The following is a 20,213-nucleotide window of genomic DNA, read 5'->3' on the forward strand; positions in this document are numbered from 1 at the left end:
AACCGGAGACCGTGCCCTAAGCAATCATCGGAAACGAAAGGGAGAAGTATCATGCGGGCCGAAGGCAGCCGATACCCCATGCGAACAATCCAGGCAACGGCGCTATTGCTCGTGCTCTTACCGGGTTGCGCCCGCTTCGACTTGCGACGCAACATCCCCTGGCAACAAGAGCCTGAGGGACCGCCGGCTTCGGTGGTCGCCTTTTGGACGGATGCCGTGCTGGAGAGGACCGGCGGACCGCCGTACCGCGGTTTCGGAGGACGCATCCTGTTCTACTCCCGTGACCTCACGCGCTCCATTCGCGCCAGGGGCACCCTGGTGGTCTATGCCTTCAACGACGATCTCCCGCCACCCGAGAACCTTAAGCCCGTCCGCAAATTCGTCTTCACCGCCGAGCAATTGGCGCAGATGGAATCCGAATCGAATATGGGCCCGTCCTACAGTGTGCTCGTCCCGTGGGATCAATTCAGCCCGGAACCGCAACGACTCAGCCTGATGGTGCGACTAATTCCGGAATCGGGAGGGTCGGTCATCAGTGAACAAGCCCGAGTCTTTCTCCCCGGCTTGGCCAACCCCGACCTGGCGTCCCCCAAGACCCACTCGCCCGACACCTATGCCGGTGTGCGTACCGCGGCGGGGTTCACGTCGAAAGACTCGGCGGGGCGCAATCATATTCAGCAAGCCTCCTATGCGGACGTCAACCCCTTCCACGGCGGAACTCTCAACGGGTCCGACGCGACTTCCTCTCTAAGTCGTAGCCGATCCGGAACCGATGCCGGTCCGCGGCGCCGCATGCAGACTATGACGCTGAATCTGGGAAGCCGTGCACCGTTGGGGCAAGTTACGGAACCCGGTCCTGCAAGCCCGCCTCGCACGAGTACCGCAGCATCCGACGCCACCCGTTCTAAAGAGAATTACTCGCTTGGCGTCCGGAACGCCGACTTCGGGGCGAACGCCCTTATCTCGATGGAGTCTGCGTCGGAGGCGCCGCACCAACCCCCCCCTCGATGCGGGAATGGGAGAACCCGGCCGGAGGCTTTACGACACCGCCCACACCGGGGCAAATGATCATGGAGACGGTGCAGCGACCGTCAAACGATTTTCGACCCGCTCAATACCCGGTTCCAACAGGGCTAGCCGCTCCGCCACCAATCGATCCCGGTCGGATGGGACAGTCCCTTGGAGCACCGCGGTTCGACCTTGGACGCTGATCTCCACCGCTGCGCCGGGCATTCGCGATGCCGCGGAGGCGAAACTCTTTGCGGCGGCCGCACTCACCGTCGCGGCCTGATCACCGCTGCCGGTTTCCAATTGCGGCACGTCGAACCCAACCTTCAAAGCGCTGCGGATGGGGTCTTGCTGATTCCGCCCCGATCGGGATCGCGAAGTCAGGCCGCGGTTTGTGGTGCGGTTGCGACTGCCCGTCAGCCCGCTCAATCCCCGCGTGTTGAGTCCGAACGATGAAAGACCGCCGGTATTGCTCCGCGTTCCGGTCCGCCCGGAAGTCCCTTGCAACATGCTCATGACGTTGCTGATGTCGCTGCTATCCGCACCTACGAACCCCTGATTGCTGGTCGTGCCCAACATCTGGGAAGCCGTATTCACGTTGCCCAGGTCCATGAATTGGCCCGACGTTGAGCCGACTCCGGAAGTCGCGGACAGACCGCCAAGACTGGACGACCGCGAGCTACTTTGACCGCCGAGTCCTGAGCTGAACCCGCTAAGATTGCTGCTAAGCTGAGCGAGCCCGAACTCAGCCGAAAGGACTACCCACGCCGCAGCCAGCGCAAGACCGGGCACCAGCGTCCTTCGAACCCTATCGCACCATCGCATGGCAATCGACTCCCTTGACAACCGGGGCGGCCGGGAAGAGCCGCGTGGGGACAGCTACCGATAGGAACCACCCCCAAATGCTAAACACTCGTCGGGCCCAAGGGTTCCGTCACGCTCCAACACGAAGCAACGACCATCCCCCACTAGAATAGTATCGGAGACGCCCCCCCACCGCGCTGAACGGTTCCCGGCGGGGCGGCATTCCTATCCAAGTTAGCCACCCAAGACGGATCGCCATTTCCAGCTTGCCCCACGAAATGGTCACCTCGCAAAGCTTGTTCAGTCAACCGTAGAGCTGACGTAACGCCTCTACGCAGACGGCATATTGAGGATGTCGAGCAACGAGCCGAATGTTGCGACTCGTCTCGGCAGCTATCTCCAAAAAAACATCGAGCCTTTCGGCAGGCAGAAAATCCAACACCCGATCGGCCCATTCGATCGCGCAAATCCCCGATCTAGCGAAATACTCCTCCGGCCCCAAATCGACAAACTCAGTCACATCTTTCAACCGATAGGTATCAAAATGATACAGCCGCCGCCGACCCGGGTACTCTTGGATCAAAACGAACGTCGGACTGGTGACCGCTCGCGGGTCGTAACCGCATCCCTCGGCCAGGCCTTGCACCAGCCTTGTCTTGCCTGAGCCTAGTGTGCCCACCAGGCCGACCAGTGCCGGATCCGGCAGCAGCCTCGCCAATTCTCGCCCCAGTCTTCGCGTGTCATCCTCGCTGTGAGACGCGATCACCGCCTCCGCCGCAACGGATCGTTCGCGAGAGTCTTCCGCAACCTTCGCCATAAGCAGTCCTCAAGATGGCAGTCTTCTTACTGCAACAAGTGAACGAAGCCTTTCGGTTCCAAGACGGTTCGCTTCTCACCGGTCTGCAACCAAAGGCCCTGTTCCGCAACGAATTCACCGATGTCCGTGAGCGGCACGGAGAGGGGTTGATCTTGCAGCATCCGCTCCGCCTCTGCCGGGGGTACGGCAAGGATCAATTCGAAATCCTCACCGTCGTGCAGCGCGCGATCCAGGGCCTTGCCTCCTTTGCGTGACGTCTTGGCCAGGTCCTGGGCCGCCTTCGATATGGGGACCTTCTCGGAGCGAATCACCGCCCCGCAATGGCTTTCCACCAAGATGTGCCCCAAATCCGCGGCAAGACCGTCGCTGACGTCGATGCCAGCGTGGATTTCGTAGGCCCGGTACAGATAGATGGCCTCCCACACCCGCGGTTCGAAATCCAAGTGCTTCCCAAGGATGGAACCGCCGAACTCGCCGGTCACGATGATGCGGTCGCCGGGTTGCGCTCCGCGGCGTCGAATCCCTCCAAACGGCGGAGGCGTTCCGATCGCCGTGACGCTGAGAACCAAGGGACCGTCCCAACTGTTCGTATCCCCGCCCGCGACGCCGACCTGGTATTCCCTGGCAAGCCCTAGAATACCCTCATAGACCTTCTCTGCGATCTTTTCCCCTCCCTTGCGCGGCAAAACCATGCCGACCAGACAAGCCTTCGGAGAAGCAGCCATCGCGGCCAGGTCGCTCAAATTGACGGCCAGGGCCTTGCGTCCCGCCTTTTCCGCCGGAATCTCCGACAAAAGGAAGTCCACGCCGTCCATCAAGACGTCCACCGTCACGACGCCGTGCTGTCCGGCCAGGTCCAAAATGGCGGCGTCGTCCCCGATCCCCAGACGCACGCAAGGGTAAACGGGAGTCCGCTGACGAAATCGCTCGATCAGCTCGAATTCCATGGTTTTCCAGTCCGACCGGACACGTTCCCGAGGACATCTCGCCACGCTCCCTCTTATTGTCGCAGCAAAGGGAGCTTCCGGCTATACCGTGCCACTGTCACCGCCGAAGAAAGACGAACTGTCTCTTCGCCGACGTTGCGACCGAGACTTGGCCGCGAACCGCCCCTTGCGTACGATAACAGTTGACCGAGGCGCAAAGCCGGCGGGTCGGTAGTTCCCTATCCCGGCATCGCCGAACAGTTGATGAATGAGTACGTTTCTCGCCGAGTTTCACCCAAAGGACATGACGGAGGTTCCGAAAACATGGCAGTGTCTTTAACTCCCACCGCAGCTTCGGAAATCAAACGCATCTTCGAACAGCAGAACATCGAGGACGGAACCGTCCTGCGGATGGGGATCAACGGCGGGGGCTGCTCCGGCCTCCAGTACACGCTGGGGTTCGATACGGAGTACGATAGCAAGCTGGACGCCCGTTATGAATGCGACGGCGTACCCCTGGTTACGCGAAAGAAATACGCCCTGCACTTGGACGGGACCGTCATCGATTTCATGAGCGGCCCAATGGGCAACGGTTTCGTCATCAATAACCCCAACTATCCGCGCGGCGGCGGATGCCCGGGTTGCGGGGGACACTGACCGGCCCTCTCGCCCCCCGCCGCCCTCTTCGCGGATCGAAAAGCCGTCCGCATTGCGCCGCTCTCGGTCGCCGCGATTGCCGATCGGGAGCGGCTTTGTTCTGCGCCGAACCGCCACCTCATCGAGCAGCAGGCTGAGCTTGGGGAAAGATCATCGCTTCGGCGAATGCCCAACGAAAGTCGGGATCCAGCGACAGATCGACGTGCTCCGTCCGCGCGGCGATGGACTCCACCTCTTCCCGCGCGTCGAGCGACAACAGCGTCATCCTCGCCCCCAGAAGCGAGGTATTACCGCGGTATAGAATTCGGTCCCTGGGGATGTCGGCGGGAAACAACCCGATCCGCTGGGCATTCCGTCGGCGGATGTAATTCCCGAACCCTCCCGCCACATATACGGCCCGCAACTCATCACCCCTGATTCCGGCCTGCTTGAGCAAGATGGTAATTCCCGCCCGAATCGCCCCCGACGCCAATTGCAGTTGTCGAATATCCCTCTGCGTGAGAACGATCGGCACGCCCCGACCGCGTTGAGAATCCCAACTGACCACGAAGGCGGGTTGCCCGTCGACCGATGTGATCCGCTGCAAAAACGCGGCGGAAACGTCGTCGCGAGGACCGGAGTCGCCCGACAAGCGACCGTCGGAACGCAGAACACCGGTGTCCAGCAGAACGGCCAAGAGATCGATGAGGGCAGACCCGCACAGGCCGGACGGAATGCCGCCGCCGATGACTTGGAATTCTATGTCCCGTGTTACGGGGTTCCAAATAACCCGCTCGATCGCCCCTTGAGCCGCTCTCATGCCGTGGAGAATCCTGGCCCCTTCGAACGCCGGACCCGCCGCAGTCGCCGCCGCTCGCAGGCGGCCCCCGGCAAACAAAACGATCTCGCCGTTGGTGCCGATATCGACGAGGACCGCAGGCGACTCGCCCGCAAGCATTCCCGAGGATAATATGCCGCCCGCCGTATCCCCGCCCACGAACCCCCCGATCACCGGCATGACGTAAACCCGACCTGCCGGATGAATCTCCAGCCCCACTTCGGCGGCGTCCACGGACAATCCGTGCCGTACCACGGGCATGAATGGGTATCGCCCGAGCGCCGCGGGATCCAATCCGCAAAACAAATGCTGCATCGTGGTGTTGCCGCTGACGGCGGCGGCGTAGATGCGATCACGCGGAATGTTCTTTTTCTCCGCGAATTCGCGCAGCATTTCGTTGAGCGAGTCCCTCAACACTCCCTGCAAGCGCCGCAAGCCGTCCTCTCGCTCCACGGCGGCTTGGATGCGCGACACCACATCCTCGCCGAATTGGATTTGGGGGTTGATCCGTGCCGCCACCGCGAATTCGTCGCCGCCGTTCAGATCGACCAAGGAGGCGACCAGCGTCGTGGTCCCCAAATCGAAGGCCGCTCCGAAAGTCGCGCCGCGCGTGTCGCCCGGCTCGATCGCGACCAGACGATCCTCCACCACCACGGCGGTCGCCTCGTCACCCACGGCACGGATTTCACCGAGCAAACGTCCGGCATCCGCCAATCGTTGAATCTCCGCGCCCGCCAACTTCTCCGCGCAGCTCAGTTCCGCCGAGGCCCCTCCCCCTTCGCCGGTTCGGCCGCTCGCACACGGCGGACGCACGGAGCCAAAGAACTTGCGAACCGGCGACCGTCCCTCGAACCGCGAAGAATCCACGACGGCGGTAAGGATCTGGTGCGTCGATTTGAGGAGCGAATCCGCGGGAATCTCGACCACCGTAGGAACGCAGATTATCATTTGGCAGGCTAGACGCACCCCCCGGCTCAACTCCTCCGCCGACAGGTTATCCCGTTCCACGTCATTCGGCGGCGGCGCTCCTTCGGCGACGATGACCCGGCACTTGCCGCAAACGCCCTCTCCCCCACAGGGCAAATCCAAATGGATTCCGGCATCCAGGGCCGCATCGAGAAAACGGCTGCCGGGTGCCACCGACAGTTCACGTTCCAAGGGCAGCACGCGTAAGGGGACGGGATTCCGCACAGGCATACCGCGACCTCATTTGTTGCCCCGTCGATGGCGAACGCTATTCCGGCATGGTAAGGCAGGCCCGCAGGCCGGTCAATCAATATGCTTGTTTCAATGCTAGCCGCGAATAGAAACGTTCCCTGATTCTCACGAAGGAAAATGTCCTCGGCTAGGGGTTCAAGAAACCGCCGATTCCGGCTACCCGTCGGGAAGGCGATCCCATCACAGACGCCGAATACCCTTGCCACAGCGCGGCGGTCGCCGGCAAATCGGGCAATTTCACTCGACTAGGGAACTTCAACGGATCTCGCGATTTTGGCCTTTCGCTCGCGGTTTCGCGGATTCTGGCCTTTACGCAACCGCTTTCAGTCGGCAGAATACACCGGCCGAGACGAGCACGGCGGGTGCGCGTTCTCGGACGGCCTTCGGAATCGCATGGCGGTCGCTTTCGAAGCCGAAACCCGCGGCTGGACGCCGGAAAGGATGCCGCGTCCCGAGCCTCAAAGCGTTCCTTCCCGCCGAGACGTTCCTTGCAAGCCTTTTTCCAAGGAGGGAAAAAGTGTCCAAGACCAAATGGATGGGAGTCGGAATCCTCGTCGTCGGTATCTCGCTGGCCACCATGTGGACGCTGGGAGCACAGCAGCCCGGCGTGCCGGCCCCGCAAACCCGCACCGTTCCCATGGTGCGCAATGTAGCCGTGGTGGACATCGACTACATTTTCAAGAATCACGCCCGACACAAGCAGCAAATGGAGGCGATCCGCGCCGAGGCGACGGCGGCCGAGCAATGGGCTCAACAAGAGCAGGCCTCCTTGAAGGCCCTGGCCGAGCAACTCAAGGACCACCAGCCTGGTACGCCGACGTACTCTCAGATCGACGACACGCTGCTGCGACGTCAAAAGGAGTTCGAGGCCGACGTCCTCAAGAAGCGAAAAGACCTGATGCTCCGCGAAGCCAAGGTGGTGTATTCCACGTACCAAGAGATCGTGGGCGAAATCCAGTACTTCGCCGCCGCCAACGGGATCACGATGGTGTTTCGGTTCAACGGCACCGAGCCGGACCCCAACAATCCCGAAGACGTGCTCCGTACGATCAATCGTTGGATCGTATACCAGGGCGCGGAACTGGATATCACTCCTATCATCTTGCAGCGGCTCAACGCGAGGGTTCAAACGGCGACCGCCCCGGCAACAACCGGCGGAGTGGCCCCCGGTGCCGGTTACGTGCGCCCCGGCTCAACCGGACTTCGCTGAGCGGCCTTTGGCGGATGGAAAAGACAGGCGAAGGGAGGTTTCGCCGCGAAAGATTTGCAACCCTCCGGCGCGGATTCGGAACCTCCCGCCTGCGAGAACCTGATTTCCTTGCATTGGATGGCAGCGCTTGATGTTTTCCCAACGCAACCAACAGACGATCTCCGCTCCCGCCGCCGTGGAAGGATTCGGTTATTGGAGCGGTCAAGATGTGCGGGTGGAATTCCGCCCCGCCCCCGTCGACACGGGGATCGTGTTCGTGCGGGAGGACCTCCCTCACCAACCGCGAATTCCGGCCCGGTTGGAATACCGCATCGAACAACCGCGGCGAAGCACCTTAGAACTCGACGGCGCTCGCGTGGAGATGGTGGAACACGTCATGGCGGCGCTGGGCGGCCTGCGAATCGATAACTGCGAGGTCCGCGTTACGGCAGCCGAGATGCCCGGTTGCGACGGCTCAAGCCTGCCCTTCGTGCAGGCCTTGCTGCGGGCCGGAATCGTCGAACAATCCGCACCCCGAATGACGCGCAAAGTCTCCACCGTGGTTCGGATCGACGAAGATGCGGCATGGTTCGAGGCTAGGCCCGGCACCGGCGGCGAGCTTTTTGTCCGTTACCTCTTGGACTACGGCCCGGGCGGGCCGATCGGAAGACAGAGCTTCGGCCTGCTCTTAACGCCGGAATCTTTCTGCAAGGAATTGGCCCCCTGCCGCACCTTCATGCTCAAGTCGGAAGCCGATCAACTGCTGGCCATGGGCTTGGGCCGACGCACCACTCCGAAAGACCTGTTGGTTTTCAGTGAGCACGGCCCGATCGACAATCAACTCCGATTTCCCGACGAGTGCGTTCGCCACAAATTGCTCGATATGGTCGGGGATTTGACGTTATGCGGTTGCGACCTGATCGGCCGGTTTTGCGCCTATCGGGGCGGGCACCGGCTTAATGCCCGACTGGGTACCGTACTCCTTCAAACCGCCGCGGAAATCCAGCGCGTGCGTCGTTGCGCATGAACGACCGCAGGGCATCAACGCCCGAACCGCCGACGGGAGAATCCTGCGATCCCCCTCGGCTCACCCCATCAGACCGTGAGGTTGCTTTCGTGGAACGGTTACGCGTCATCGTTGTTGGCGGCGGTAGACTGGGACGATTCCATGCCGCTAAGTTGGCGGCCCGCGCCGACGTAAGCTTGGTCGGTATCGTGGAACCCTCGGCCGAAAGACGCGAGGAGCTGAACCGGGAGGGCTTTCCGGTCTTCGCCGATCCCGGTGAGTTACCAATTGCCGTGCACGCCGCGGTTGTCGCCGCACCGACCACACTCCACGGCCCAATCGTCCTTTCCTTGCTGGCGGAGGGTGTGGACGTCCTCGTGGAAAAGCCGATCGCTTCGTCGACGGCCGAAGCCCGGCAGATGGTCGCCCTGGCCAAAGCCGCGGGCCGCATCCTTCAAGTGGGGCACATCGAACGATTCAATCCCGCCTTCACGGTCGCCCAGCAGAGCGTGAACAGTCCGTGGCTGATCGAAGCCGTCCGTTGCGGCCCGTTCACGGGCAGGTCGCTCGACGTCGGCGTGGTCTTGGACCTGATGATCCATGACCTGGACCTGATTCTGAGTCTTACCAAAAGCTTTCCGACCGCGGTCACGGCCTCCGGTCGCGCACTATTGGGTGGGGAAGAGGACGTAGCCGAGGCCCGCGTCGAGTTCGACAACGGGTGCACCGCGATCGTGCAGGCTTCGCGTATCTCGCGAAAACCCCGGCGGGAGATGAAAATCTGGTCGCGCAGCGTGATCACCGAGGTCGATTTCGCCGCAGGCAGGGTGTCGCTGACCCGCGTTCATCCCGAGATCCAAGCCGGTCGATTCCGGGCCGCCGAGCTTGCGCCGGCGGAGTTGCGGAGAATTCAACCGCAATTCCACGAGACATACCTGCCGGAAGAGACCATCGCGTGCGAAAAGCTGGACGCCCTAGCGGCCGAGGTCGCGGACTTCGTGGAGTGCGTCCGCACGCGACGGCGTCCTCTCGTGGACGGCGCAGCGGGTTTGGCCGCCCTTCAAGTTGCCGAAGCGATCCGTCAAGCCATCGCCACCGGCGAGGTGATTCGGCCCGCGCACATCCCGGTCATAGGTCCGATTGGCGTTCCGAGTCGCCATTCCGAGGCGGCATAGCGGAGGTCCGCCCCACCGCAGCGGCGGCGCACGATGCGGAACCTAATCCCGGGCCCCGAGGTCTCGAATGTAAGCCTCTTGCACCAAGTCGTTCTCGGCGTGCTCGTGCCGACTCAAGTCGTTCTTCAAGGCCGCAAAACCGCTGTGGACGCGCTCCCACCACTCGGGCACGGTCTGATCATCCTCGCTCGCGGTCGCCGCAAGCGATTTCGCAGCGTCCACCAGCGGGGTATGCTCGGCAAGAATCTTGTCGGCCTTGGGTTGCAGATGCGGAGCTCGCAACATTCCTTCGTCGAAAAATCGCCCGGCCTCTTCGAAGGAGAAGTGCGCCTCCAAATGCACGGGCAACTCCGACAACAATCGAATCACTTCCTTCGGCGGTCGATCTCGCTTGGCAAGCGCCGTCTCCAGTTCCTCCAAAAGGGCTTCGATGCGCTCGTGCTCTTCAAAGAAACGTTCCGTATCCACGCGATCGTACGGATTCACCATGACGATTCCCCTCGCATACTCACCACTCCCGGAAAAGAAAGGGCACGTATTCCCCGCACCCACGGTCTACCCAGATTTCGTCTCATCAACGACGCCGTCCATTGCCTACAAAAGGCGGGCGCACGCCTCCCATCAAATTGGTAAGACCTCACCTGTCATTGTAGAGGATTCCACCGTCGAAAATAAACCCGGCGCGTCGGTTCCTGGACGCTCGCAGTTTTCGTCCCTGGTGTACGCCGAAAGCCGCGAGCTTGGGAAACCGTGACATCTAGACAACGTGAGAAATTTTCTCGGAATAACCGATGATTGCTGGATGCGGTAAAAAGGATATACTAACTACTTCCCGTAGCTCGCGCTGCCGATAATCCTTAGGAGGGGTTGGGAACCTCCTGTGGCTTCTGAGCGCCTCAAGCCCGTTGGGCCGAAACGACTCGTTCCAACCCGCCGACCACGTCAAGCCGCAGCGAATAATTCATTACACCGTCGAGACTTAGGATGCCGTTTCGCGAGACCGTCATTACCGGGATTGGAATCGTATCTCCCATTGGGATCGGTCGCGACGCATTCCGCAAATCCCTTCTCTCCGGTACCGGCAGCACTAGGCCGATCACACAATTCGATCCCGGGGGGCTTCCGGTCCGGTCCGCCGCCGAAGTACGGGACTTCAATGCCAAGCAGTTCGTCCCGCAGCGGAAGAGTCTAAAAGTCATGGCTCGCGACGCCCAGTTGGGGGTGGCGGCTTCTCGCCTTGCCTGGCAGGACGCCGGACTCGACTCCGCATCGGTCGATCCGGATCGGTTCGGGATCGTCCTGGGCGCCGACCGCATCTGCGGTTCGCTGGAAGACAGTGAGGAACCCTACCGGGCCTGCATGGTCGAGGGGCGTTTCGATTTCGCGCGCTGGGCCGCGGAAGGCATGGCCGCCACATTCCCGCTGAGTTTTCTTAAAGTCCTGCCCAATATGATCGCGTCGCACATCTCTATCGTGCTCGATGCGAGAGGCCCCAACAACACGATCCACCACGGCGAAGTCTCGTCGTTGCTGGCCCTCATCGAAGGGACTCTATTGATCGAACGCGGACTGGCGGACGTAGTGCTGGTCGGCGGTGCGGCATCGGAATTGACGCCATTCGATTGCACGCGGTTCGCCGTGCTCGGCCGAATTTCGGCCCGAGCCGATCAGGACGGCCGATCGCCGCGTCCTTTCGACCTCCGGCGAGACGGCGAAGTCCGAGGAGAAGGGGCTGCGGTTTTCGTCTTGGAAAGGGAATTGCACGCCGTCGCGCGGGGGGCCGGAATTCTCGGCCGGATTCGCGGTTGCGGTCGCGTTTTCCATCGGGGCGAGCAAGGCCGAGGAGTCACTGCGGCCGTAACTCGGGCCATTCGCCTCGCCCTGCAAGACGCCGACGCCGACCCTCGGTCGCTCGGGCATGTGAATGCAGACGGGAGAGGAACACCCCGGGAAGACGTTTGGGAAAGCCGCGCCTTGGCCGAAACCCTGCCTCAGATTCCCGTGACCGCTCCCAAGTCATTCCTCGGCAACGCAGGCGCGGCGACCGGTGCTCTGGAAATAGCCGCCAGCCTGGTCTTGGCAGGGGAAAAGACGGTTCCGCGGACCCTGAATTACGAATTCCCCGATCCGGAATGCCCCGTCGAGGTCGTCACCGCCGCGGACTATCGGACGGAAAAGAATCTCTTCTTGGCGGTCAACTACACGTCTGCGGGTCAGGCGGCGACTGTGATCGTCGAGACCGCCGGGTAAACCACCGGCGCCATGACGCTACCGCGGACGGATCGCGCCCGGGTATCCCACTGGTAGCGACTCAACTCGATCGCCAAAACGACCACTGCGATCGTCAACGCCAAGAGCGACAGGCCCAGCATTACCGTGAAAATGCTGGTCTGTTTGAGTTGCGCAAACAGGCCGGGACGACGCGGTTTTTCCGCCGCTTCGGCCGATCCCTGAGGGGCGGCAGCCTCGCTCGCGGTCCCCAACCCTGCCGCCACGCCGTCCGCGGTGCCGGCAGCGGGACCGCCGAGGTTGAAATCGTCCAAGTTGAACGGATTATCGCCTGCGTTCGACACGGATAGCCCTCCGAAAGAACCGGGATTGCATCGGTCCCCCAGGCCTGCCACGAACCTTGCCCGGCCGAGTAATCGGCCGCAGATCAGACCGGAAGCCTGGAAAACGTCGGTCCCCGCAGTCGAGTCACGTTCGCGGCGCCGACCGAAACCTACTTCGAGTATAACTTCAAACCACGCTCGGCGCCAAAGAAAGTCCCCCGAAAAACGGGGGACGCGGCGCAAGAGGGCATTGTTGGGCCCGCCCACGGTGCAGGACGCGGCTATTCGGCTACCCTCAGAATGAGTCGCCAATTCACTTTTCGCCGCCCGCTCGGGCGATGGCGAAATACCCGTAGAAGGTCTCGTTGTCCCTGAGGATGAAGAATTTCAAGGGCAGAAAGCTATCGAAATCGGGCCGCTGGATGATGTACTGCACGTTTTCGAGGGACACCGTTTCCCAGAGATGCATCCCCACCAAGACGTCGCCGGGACGCAACCCCTGTGCAGCGGCAGGCCCGCCCGCCCGGACCTCCGTAATCAACAGACCGCCTCGGTAACGGGTATTGTATTTGGCTTGAAACTCTTCCGCCGAAATGGGTTGCAGTCGCAGCCCGACCAATTCCCAGATGCGATCGGTCTTCTCGCCGCCCGCCGGTCCGCCCAGGACCAGGGTCACCCCCTCCTCGGAACCTCCCGAACGGAGGACGGCCATTTCCAACGATTCGCCGGGCCGACGCTCCAAGAGGGCTCGCTGAAAATCGAGTTCGTTCGCGATGGTCGTTTCATCGATGCTCAGGATGGTGTCGCCCGGCTTCAATCCCGCCTGAGCGGCAGGGCTGTCGGGAAAGACCTCCGCGATGGACAGCGAGGACGTCGTTCCGCCCGACGGAGCAAAACGAAGCCCCAGCAAGATGCTCTTCTGGTTGATCTGCGCCAGCAGCCGCGCGGCCGCTTGTACGACCCGATCCACGGGGATGGCGAAACCGATTCCTTGCGCTCCCGCCCGAACGGCGACGTTGACCCCCACCATCTCTCCGTTAATGTTCAGCAACGGTCCGCCGGAATTGCCGGGATTGATGCTGGCGTCCGTCTGGATCAAGTCTTCGTAGAACTGGGAATCGCTGACTTGCACGGCGCGGTGCAGGGCGCTCACAATGCCTCGCGTGGCGGTGTGCTCATAACCGTAGGCGTTGCCCAAGGCGATCACCGACTCTCCGGGCATTAGGTCGGACGACGTGCCGATGCGGATTGTTTGCAACGGCCGATCCGCATCGATTTTGATGATGGCGAGATCGGTCTCGGAATCTCGTGCGATCAAGCTCGCGATGTAGCGACTGCCGTCGTAGAGGTAGACTTCGATCTCGCGGACGCCGTCCACGACGTGGTGATTGGTGATGATATAACCGCGTTGATCGATAATCACGCCGGTCCCCATGCCGTTCACCCTTCGTGACGCATCGGGCCGCGAGGAAGACGCCCCCGCCGTCGTCACCAGGGTCTTTTCGCCGCGGATGTTGACGACCGCCGGGCGGGCGTTGCGAATAGCGGTTACGATCGGAGTTTCACGCAAGTCCTCCGCGACCGAGACGGGCGCCGGAATCGCTAACCCCAACATGGTGCATAGGACAACGCATCGTGCGATCGTTCCAAAGCGGTGTGTGGATGGCATAGCAGGGCAGGCCGACGGTCTTGGGTTGAAGGTCCGCGCAAACGCTGTGACCGCACCGGAATCGGGAGGCGTTTCCGGCCTAGAATCGTTACATCGGAACGAAGCCGTACAGCCTTGACCACGGCAACCCCCTCCGGAAAACTCGAACGATCTTACCCCATCAATCAAATCCACGCAGAGGCCGCAATGTGCGAAACATCCCATTGTCATTCGGCAGCCATCGGTTGTGCCCGCCACAATTGGGGCCTTTGCCAACCGTGCCACGCGACATTGCGGCATCAACTCACATCGCGTCTTGCGGGCGCCGGCGCGACCTCGTGTGAACATGGGATTCACCGAAAACCGTTGGATGGCCGTTGAGATGGCCTATCTGGAGAAAAACCCCCGTGTGGAGACACGGCGATGGAGAGAACGGCAAATAGAATGACGCTTGCCGATTTTGACGTGACTTCCTTGGCGTCACGACCGCGAATTGCCCACGCACCGAAACGTCAGCGGCGGACGTTGTCCTGCCGTCGCCCCTGAGCGTCCGAATGATCGACGGAGACGGTGACCTGCGGGCCGCCGGCAGTGGTCGGCGAGGCTGGAAGAAAGACCCAGGCTGGGTTACCGCTCGATTCAGACGTGCCGTTCCTCGTTTTGCCTGACGCGCTCGTCGAGGCCGGCGATGAGACATCCGCTTCTCCGACGTCACGGGCGGTCCGCCAACCTTCACTATCCCAAGCTTGGGGATCGCGCGGAATTCCCTGCGACGATCTATCTTCGGGTAACCCGGGCGCATCCCCGGGCGGCAACGGCGCAGGAGCAGGGATTACTTCCGGTTGGGCACCCTCCTGCACGGCGGCAGCGCCCCGCCGCTCCGCCGACCCCGCCTTTCCCGGACCGCGGGGAGGAGGAGCCGTTACTTTGGAACTCTCGCTCGAACCGGGTGCCGACTTGCCGTGCCCTCCTGCGGATTGGATAGGGTCACCTTGATCGTGGGTCGTACTCGGATAGAAGACGGGACGAGTGGGCAACGGGAACAACTCATCCAAAATGGGCGGCGGCGTAGGTCCCGGAGGAATATTTTCCTCAGGACGACCCACAATGCCTTCTCGAATGACCCAACGGACGTCCCCCAGAACGCCGTGCAAACGGCAGCCAAGCCCCCAAAGACGGCAACGTACACTGGGGCACGGTGTTCCACAATCACTCGACCCGTCCGCCTTGGCCACACAGGCCGAAGGAGCACAGCTTCGACAGGGATAGCCCCCACTTCTGGGAGCAAGACATCGATGCGATGCGCAGCCTCCCAGCCACATGGCCAGCAGACACGCGAACCACACCAGAGGAATTCGGGGCGGCGAATCGGGCACGATACTTGCGTCCGCTTGGAAAACCCCCACTGCCGATGGGCTCGGTCTTTACAATCGGACTTCCCATCAAATATTGCATCGGCAAACGACTACGCGAAATCGAAAGAACCGAATCAATCGATATAATCAACTCCACGCACTCAAAACTCCTAATCCACCCAATCAAACTACAACAAGCAAACCAGCATCCTTTTCAACGATTGACCCCCACCGGTTCGGGCGCATCGTTTTGATATCTCTCCGCAGCGTTCAGCCTGAGCATGTTTCGTGCCGCGCCCAACATGCGCGAAACATGGGAAAGCCTTAGCGATTCCGAAAAAAGTTGCGGTCATTACGGATATTCTGCCGAAAGATTTCTGGGAACGCCTGCCCACGGACCGGGAATCGATGGAACGGCGTCACCCCAACGAAAGGCGGCACCACGGCAAATCGGCCGATCGAGGAGAAAACCATGCAACAGAAGATCTGGCTATATATCCTTGCCACCTTGATTTTCCTATCGGGCTGTCGCATGTGCGCAAGTCCTTACGACTACTGCGGGCCGACGTTTTTGGGCCGCGCCGGGGAGGGCGGTTGCAACTCTTGCTCGCCTGTCGCGCCGCGCGCCGGGTCCGCTGTGGCACCGGCCTCGGATGACGTCTTGCTCTCGGCTTCGGGCACTGCAACCGATGCCCCCGTCGTCGAGGATCCTTCGCTGCCGTTCGAACCGGAGGAAAACCGCCCTCTGTTATCCACCGACCGACCTGTCAAGCTATCCCCGCCGTATGCACGATCGATCGAACCGGTGATTGATTTCGGGGTTCCACCGGAAAACATCATTTCGATTACCGATCGCAAATTGGAGGACGCTCCCGACCTCGGTTCATCGCCCTCGCCGGCGGCACCCTCGTCCGCGTCGCAAAGCACGGTCGCTGCACGTACCGGTTCGAGCGACTCCCCCCGTCGTACGATCCCCGCCCGAACCGTTTCGGACGACGGTTGGACGGCGCGAGGAAATCGCCCAGAAACTCTGCGGTAGCGCCCCAACGGGATACTCCATCCAAAGCGAGACCGCCGGGCGGGAACGCCTCTCCGACGGTAACCAGAAATTCACGCATTGGCGCCCGACCGGATTCAGAAACGCCCTCCGGCGTCAACCTCGACGTCGCCGGCACATTTTTGAATGGCACGTGTGCCGTGGTTGCGTGCGCGGAGCCTTCCGTGCAAAGATAGGGGCGTCTTTTCCGCCGCTCGCCGAGTTTCTTGCGGCGAAAAAAGCGGAAGAAAGGGAACGGCAGTTCGGCGCTTCACCCCTATCGCGCGGAGTTCCGCCCGTGAGCGATTCCACCGCCTCCTCCGGCGTCATCCCGCCTGATTCGTGCGTGCAATCCCCACCGACGAGGTTCGGCCGCATGTTGCTCAGCATGGGACCGGGGATGATCATCGCTGCGGCGGTGGTCGGTTCAGGCGAGTTGATAGCCACGACGCGGACGGGGGCCGAGGCCGGCTTCGCCCTGCTCTGGCTCATCATCATTGGCTGCGTCAGCAAGGTCTTCGTGCAAGTCGAGTTGGGCCGTCACGCCGTCGTCAGCGGACGGACCACGATGGCCGCTCTCAATTCCCTGCCCGGACCGCGAGTCCGAGTGCACTGGATGCTTTGGTATTGGGTGGTGATGTTCGTCGTGAGCCTGGCTCAATTGGGCGGCATAGCGCACGGGGTGGGGCAAGCCTTGGCAATCGCGCTACCGTTGGACGGCAGCTATCAACGTCTCCTCGATGCGCAAGACGAATGGGCGAGGCAATCGGAGGCGATTCCCGCTGAAGTCGGAAGCCGGGAAAACGATCAACCCAGCGCCGAACCCCGCGGCGTCGGGCCAAGTCCTCCCGCGAAGCGCCCGGATTACGGTTCGCAGGGTTTTGCGTGGACGGATGACATCCTCTGGGCGGCGATCATTTGCCTGGGCACCATCCCGATCTTGGTCCTGGGGCGATACGGAACCATCCAATGGGTGTGCACGATCCTGGTAGCCGCTTTCACCGTGGCCACCGTTTGGTGCGTGATTGCCCTGCAATTCCGCCCGGAATGGGCCGTCTCCCTCGGCGATCTCATCTCCGGCCTCAGTTTCCGCCTGCCATCCGGCATCGATCGCTGGGCGGCCTTCGGCACGGCGCTGGCTACGTTCGGAATCATCGGAATGGGCACGAACGAGCTGATCACCTATCCCTATTGGTGCCTGGAGAAGGGCTATGCCAAGCACGCCGGCAGGCCCGATCATTCGCCCGACTGGACCCAACGCGCCCGGGGGTGGATGCGCGTCATACAGTGGGACGCATTCCTTTCCATGATCGTTTACACGTTCGCCACGGCGGCGTTTTATTTGCTGGGGGCAGCGGTCCTGTTTCGCGCGGGACTGAAGCCCGAAGGCTCCCGATTGATCGTCACGCTCAGCGAGATGTATGCCCCGGTCTTTGGGACGTGGACCCAGGTTTTGTTTCTGGCGGGCGCCGTGGCCGTGTTGTATTCCACCTTCTTCTCGGCCACTGCGGGCCACGCAAGGGTGGCATCCGACGCCCTCCGCCTGTTCCTCGGCCGGGAATCTCACCCCGATCAACCGCCGCCGACTTCCTGGGTGGTCGCCTTCAGCGTCGGCTTTCCGCTCTTCAGCCTGGCGACCTGCCTGCTCTATCGCGAACCGGTTTCTCTGATCATCGCAAGTGGTTTCATGCAGGCCATCATGCTGCCGATGCTGGCCGGCGCCGCCATCTTCTTTCGGTATCGCGCCTGTCCGGCCGACTTGCGACCCGGTCGGTGGTGGGATGTTTTCCTGTGGATTTCCGCTGCGGCGTTATTCGCGGCGGGAATTGCCGGGGCCTTTTTCGCAATCCGTCCCTGGATCATGCCTCACTGAAAGCCCGATGCCTCGATCGGACTTGAGACAACCTGGATAAGAAGCCGAGACCGTCCTCGCCGCAAGAAAACCCGCGGTCGCCGAGATGACATCGGCGATTCCTCAGGTTTCGTTCCGTAGATCGAGGACCCGTCGCGCCTTGCCCTCGCTTCGCTGGATGGTGTGCGGTTCCACGAGCACCACTTCGGCACGAATGCCGATCACCCCCTCCACCGCCCGCATCAACTTGCGGCGTAACTCCTCCAGTTCCCGAACTTTGTCGCTGAAAACGGCGGAGGTCACCTCGACCCGGACTTCCATTTCGTCCAAGCCTTTCGCGCGACGCAAGACGATTTGATAATGTGGCAGCGTGCCCTCGACCGCCAAGAGGGCCGTTTCGACTTGCGACGGAAAGACGTTGACGCCTCGGATGATGAACATATCGTCGCTGCGATGAGAGATGCGGGCGATGCGTCGCAGGGTACGCCCGGAGGCGGAAGGTTCCGTCAGAAACCGCGTGATGTCCCGCGTACGATAGCGGATCATCGGCATGGCCTGCTTGCTGAACGTCGTGAGTACCAGTTCGCCCGGTTGTCCGTCCGGAACCGGGTTGCCGGTCTGCGGATCCAAGATCTCGGGATAGAAGTGGTCTTCAAAGATGTACAAACCGTCCTGCGTCACATCCTCCGAAGCCACTCCCGGTCCGATGATCTCGCTCAGGCCGTAGATGTCGTAGGCTTTGATACCCGTTTCGTCCTGGATGCGCTGCCGCATATTCTCACTCCACGGTTCGGCGCCGAAGATGCCGGCGCGCAGCGGCAGGCTTCGCATCTCCACTCCCAACTCCGCGGCCCTCTCGGCGAGGTGCAGGAAGTAGCTGGGGGTGCAGCAAATGGCGGTGACTCCGAAATCCCGAAGGATCATGATCTGCCGGTCGGTATTGCCGCCGGAGGTCGGGATCACGGTAGCGCCCAAGCGTTCCGCCCCATAGTGGGCCCCCAAACCTCCCGTAAACAATCCATACCCGTACGAATTCTGAATGATATCGTTTTCGTTCAGCCCGATCGCCGCGAAGGTCCGCAACATGACCTCGCTCCAGGTCTCCAAATCGCTCTTGGTGTATGCCACCACAATCGGCTTGCCGGTCGTGCCGCTCGAAGCATGCAGGCGGACGATGTCTTCCATGGGCCGAGCGAACAGACCGAATGGATAATTGTCCCGCAGGTCGTTTTTCACCGTCGTGGGCAAGCGGACGATGTCCTCCAGCGATCTGACGTCCTCGGGAACTATTCCCAGTTCATCGAACTTTCGGCGATAGAACGGCACGGAAGTATAGGCCCGATGAACCGTCCTCTTGAGTCGCTCCAATTGCACGGCACGGAGCACTTCGCGGGGCACGAAGTCCATGGCGCAAGCGGGATGAATGGCCCGCGACGTACCAGTATCCGAATGGGGTAAATGATTCATCGCCACGACTAGCTCCGCGATTCTCCAGCGGTCGTTCCGTTCACGCCCCCCGAACCGTCACGCGTCGTTTCCTCACCGTCGCCGCCCGCCTTCGATCGACCCGGCAATCACTGGATCGCTCGAAGGGCTTCGCCTTTTCGGCGTCCCAACTCGAATGCAGCCAGATTGACTTCGACCAATTCCGGCTTGAACTGCCGTCGCAGGGCCTGATGCCAACAATCCGCGGGAATGCGGTCGTCCAAGAATCGGCTGAGAACGCCAAGGAGCGCCGAATTGACGGCCTTCCGATGGGGCAACTCGTCCTCCCGCACCACGTCCGGCGCAATCAACACGCCTCCTTTTCGCAACCGTCCCGTATTCGGCTCCACTTGATCGGCGGCCAAAACCACCAAATAGTCGGCCTCGCCGGGCGGGACCATGGGGCTGAAGACGCGCGGTCCGAACCGAACATCGCTGGTGACTCCGCCGCCGCGCTGGCTCATCCCGTGGACTTCGGCTTTCTTGACGTCGTAATGCGACAAGAAGGCCGCGTCGGCCAAGACGTCCGAAGCCTTGATGACGCCTTGCCCGCCCAAGCCCGCAATCACCACGTTGATGACACGCTCCCCGTTGATCTTCATGGCAAGTCGCCCTATTTCACTCATTCGATTCAGCTTGGGACGGATCGCCCCCGGCAAAAGGATTCC

Annotated in this window: 17 protein-coding genes; 8 read left to right on the plus strand and 9 right to left on the minus strand. The window is 61.7% G+C overall.

Going from position 1 to position 20,213, the window contains the following annotated elements; translation table 11 throughout:
• Nucleotides 1–51 precede the first annotated feature (51 nt).
• Entirely contained in the window at nt 52–1,068 is a 1,017-nt protein-coding gene (locus tag ACYQ6J_RS03400; protein WP_460182792.1) for a hypothetical protein, read from the plus strand.
• Here the strand turns inward: ACYQ6J_RS03400 and ACYQ6J_RS03405 are convergent, their stop codons facing one another.
• From ACYQ6J_RS03405 to ACYQ6J_RS03415, 3 genes are all read right to left on the minus strand, one after another.
• Complete coding sequence (locus ACYQ6J_RS03405; protein ID WP_460182793.1) at nt 1,069–1,605, minus strand: BON domain-containing protein; 537 nt, start codon at nt 1,603–1,605, stop codon at nt 1,069–1,071.
• A gap of 511 nt (nt 1,606–2,116) precedes the next feature.
• A complete protein-coding gene (tsaE, locus tag ACYQ6J_RS03410) occupies nt 2,117–2,629 on the minus strand; it encodes a tRNA (adenosine(37)-N6)-threonylcarbamoyltransferase complex ATPase subunit type 1 TsaE (RefSeq protein WP_460182794.1) in 513 nt (170 codons plus the stop codon).
• A gap of 26 nt (nt 2,630–2,655) precedes the next feature.
• On the minus strand, nt 2,656–3,576 hold the full coding sequence (locus tag ACYQ6J_RS03415) for a thiamine-phosphate kinase (protein WP_460182795.1): 921 nt from the start codon (nt 3,574–3,576) through the stop codon (nt 2,656–2,658).
• Nucleotides 3,577–3,879: 303 nt separating this feature from the next.
• On the opposite strand from ACYQ6J_RS03415, the gene ACYQ6J_RS03420 reads away from it, so the two are divergent.
• Entirely contained in the window at nt 3,880–4,212 is a 333-nt protein-coding gene (locus tag ACYQ6J_RS03420) for a HesB/IscA family protein (protein WP_460182796.1), read from the plus strand.
• Between the two features lie 118 nt (nt 4,213–4,330).
• Here ACYQ6J_RS03420 and ACYQ6J_RS03425 read toward each other — a convergent pair whose 3' ends face one another.
• Nucleotides 4,331–6,226 (minus strand): ASKHA domain-containing protein, encoded by a 1,896-nt coding sequence (locus ACYQ6J_RS03425; RefSeq protein WP_460182797.1) that lies wholly within the window; start codon nt 6,224–6,226, stop codon nt 4,331–4,333.
• A gap of 538 nt (nt 6,227–6,764) precedes the next feature.
• On the opposite strand from ACYQ6J_RS03425, the gene ACYQ6J_RS03430 reads away from it, so the two are divergent.
• The 3 genes from ACYQ6J_RS03430 (at nt 6,765) to ACYQ6J_RS03440 (ending at nt 9,617) form a co-directional block, all read left to right on the plus strand.
• On the plus strand, nt 6,765–7,457 hold the full coding sequence (locus ACYQ6J_RS03430) for an OmpH/Skp family outer membrane protein (protein WP_460182798.1): 693 nt from the start codon (nt 6,765–6,767) through the stop codon (nt 7,455–7,457).
• Nucleotides 7,458–7,587: 130 nt separating this feature from the next.
• Nucleotides 7,588–8,463 (plus strand): UDP-3-O-acyl-N-acetylglucosamine deacetylase, encoded by an 876-nt coding sequence (gene lpxC, locus ACYQ6J_RS03435; protein WP_460183301.1) that lies wholly within the window; start codon nt 7,588–7,590, stop codon nt 8,461–8,463.
• Nucleotides 8,464–8,552: 89 nt separating this feature from the next.
• The gene (locus ACYQ6J_RS03440; RefSeq protein WP_460182799.1) at nt 8,553–9,617 is read left to right on the plus strand and encodes a Gfo/Idh/MocA family protein; all 1,065 of its coding nucleotides are present in this window, start codon (nt 8,553–8,555) and stop codon (nt 9,615–9,617) included.
• A gap of 42 nt (nt 9,618–9,659) precedes the next feature.
• Here the strand turns inward: ACYQ6J_RS03440 and ACYQ6J_RS03445 are convergent, their stop codons facing one another.
• Nucleotides 9,660–10,106 (minus strand): hemerythrin domain-containing protein, encoded by a 447-nt coding sequence (locus ACYQ6J_RS03445; protein WP_460182800.1) that lies wholly within the window; start codon nt 10,104–10,106, stop codon nt 9,660–9,662.
• 495 nt (nt 10,107–10,601) lie between these two features.
• Here ACYQ6J_RS03445 and ACYQ6J_RS03450 point away from each other — a divergent pair, with 495 nt between their 5' ends.
• Nucleotides 10,602–11,867: a beta-ketoacyl-[acyl-carrier-protein] synthase family protein gene (locus ACYQ6J_RS03450; protein WP_460182801.1), complete on the plus strand. Its 1,266-nt coding sequence runs from the start codon at nt 10,602–10,604 to the stop codon at nt 11,865–11,867.
• Here ACYQ6J_RS03450 and ACYQ6J_RS03455 read toward each other — a convergent pair.
• Both ACYQ6J_RS03455 and ACYQ6J_RS03460 read right to left on the minus strand, forming a co-directional pair.
• A complete protein-coding gene (locus ACYQ6J_RS03455) occupies nt 11,831–12,190 on the minus strand; it encodes a hypothetical protein (RefSeq protein ID WP_460182802.1) in 360 nt (119 codons plus the stop codon). The genes ACYQ6J_RS03450 and ACYQ6J_RS03455 overlap by 37 nt on opposite strands.
• A 292-nt stretch (nt 12,191–12,482) precedes the next feature.
• A complete protein-coding gene (locus ACYQ6J_RS03460) occupies nt 12,483–13,784 on the minus strand; it encodes a trypsin-like peptidase domain-containing protein (RefSeq protein ID WP_460182803.1) in 1,302 nt (433 codons plus the stop codon).
• Between the two features lie 1,860 nt (nt 13,785–15,644).
• Here ACYQ6J_RS03460 and ACYQ6J_RS03465 point away from each other — a divergent pair.
• Complete coding sequence (locus ACYQ6J_RS03465; RefSeq protein ID WP_460182804.1) at nt 15,645–16,211, plus strand: hypothetical protein; 567 nt, start codon at nt 15,645–15,647, stop codon at nt 16,209–16,211.
• Nucleotides 16,212–16,506: 295 nt separating this feature from the next.
• On the plus strand, nt 16,507–18,081 hold the full coding sequence (locus tag ACYQ6J_RS03470) for an Nramp family divalent metal transporter (protein WP_460182805.1): 1,575 nt from the start codon (nt 16,507–16,509) through the stop codon (nt 18,079–18,081).
• Nucleotides 18,082–18,183: 102 nt separating this feature from the next.
• On the opposite strand, the gene ACYQ6J_RS03475 is transcribed toward ACYQ6J_RS03470, so the two are convergent.
• Both ACYQ6J_RS03475 and ACYQ6J_RS03480 read right to left on the minus strand, forming a co-directional pair.
• Nucleotides 18,184–19,527 carry a phenylacetate--CoA ligase family protein gene (locus ACYQ6J_RS03475; protein WP_460183302.1) on the minus strand — a complete coding sequence of 448 codons (1,344 nt, stop codon included), beginning with the start codon at nt 19,525–19,527 and terminating at the stop codon, nt 18,184–18,186.
• 107 nt (nt 19,528–19,634) lie between these two features.
• On the minus strand, nt 19,635–20,147 hold the full coding sequence (locus ACYQ6J_RS03480; RefSeq protein WP_460182806.1) for a 2-oxoacid:acceptor oxidoreductase family protein: 513 nt from the start codon (nt 20,145–20,147) through the stop codon (nt 19,635–19,637).
• Nucleotides 20,148–20,213: the final 66 nt, after the last annotated feature.

The sequence above is a fragment of the Thermopirellula anaerolimosa genome (assembly GCF_054657335.1).

Coding starts and splice junctions, on each gene's coding strand:
- ACYQ6J_RS03400 (WP_460182792.1), top strand. CDS start 52: ATGCGGGCCGAAGGCAGCCGATACCCCATGCGAACAATCCAGGCAACG.
- tsaE (WP_460182794.1), bottom strand. CDS start 2,629: ATGGCGAAGGTTGCGGAAGACTCTCGCGAACGATCCGTTGCGGCGGAG.
- ACYQ6J_RS03415 (WP_460182795.1), bottom strand. CDS start 3,576: ATGGAATTCGAGCTGATCGAGCGATTTCGTCAGCGGACTCCCGTTTAC.
- ACYQ6J_RS03420 (WP_460182796.1), top strand. CDS start 3,880: ATGGCAGTGTCTTTAACTCCCACCGCAGCTTCGGAAATCAAACGCATC.
- ACYQ6J_RS03425 (WP_460182797.1), bottom strand. CDS start 6,226: ATGCCTGTGCGGAATCCCGTCCCCTTACGCGTGCTGCCCTTGGAACGT.
- lpxC (WP_460183301.1), top strand. CDS start 7,588: ATGTTTTCCCAACGCAACCAACAGACGATCTCCGCTCCCGCCGCCGTG.
- ACYQ6J_RS03445 (WP_460182800.1), bottom strand. CDS start 10,106: ATGGTGAATCCGTACGATCGCGTGGATACGGAACGTTTCTTTGAAGAG.
- ACYQ6J_RS03450 (WP_460182801.1), top strand. CDS start 10,602: ATGCCGTTTCGCGAGACCGTCATTACCGGGATTGGAATCGTATCTCCC.
- ACYQ6J_RS03460 (WP_460182803.1), bottom strand. CDS start 13,784: ATGTTGGGGTTAGCGATTCCGGCGCCCGTCTCGGTCGCGGAGGACTTG.
- ACYQ6J_RS03465 (WP_460182804.1), top strand. CDS start 15,645: ATGCAACAGAAGATCTGGCTATATATCCTTGCCACCTTGATTTTCCTA.
- ACYQ6J_RS03475 (WP_460183302.1), bottom strand. CDS start 19,527: ATGAATCATTTACCCCATTCGGATACTGGTACGTCGCGGGCCATTCAT.
- ACYQ6J_RS03480 (WP_460182806.1), bottom strand. CDS start 20,147: ATGAAGATCAACGGGGAGCGTGTCATCAACGTGGTGATTGCGGGCTTG.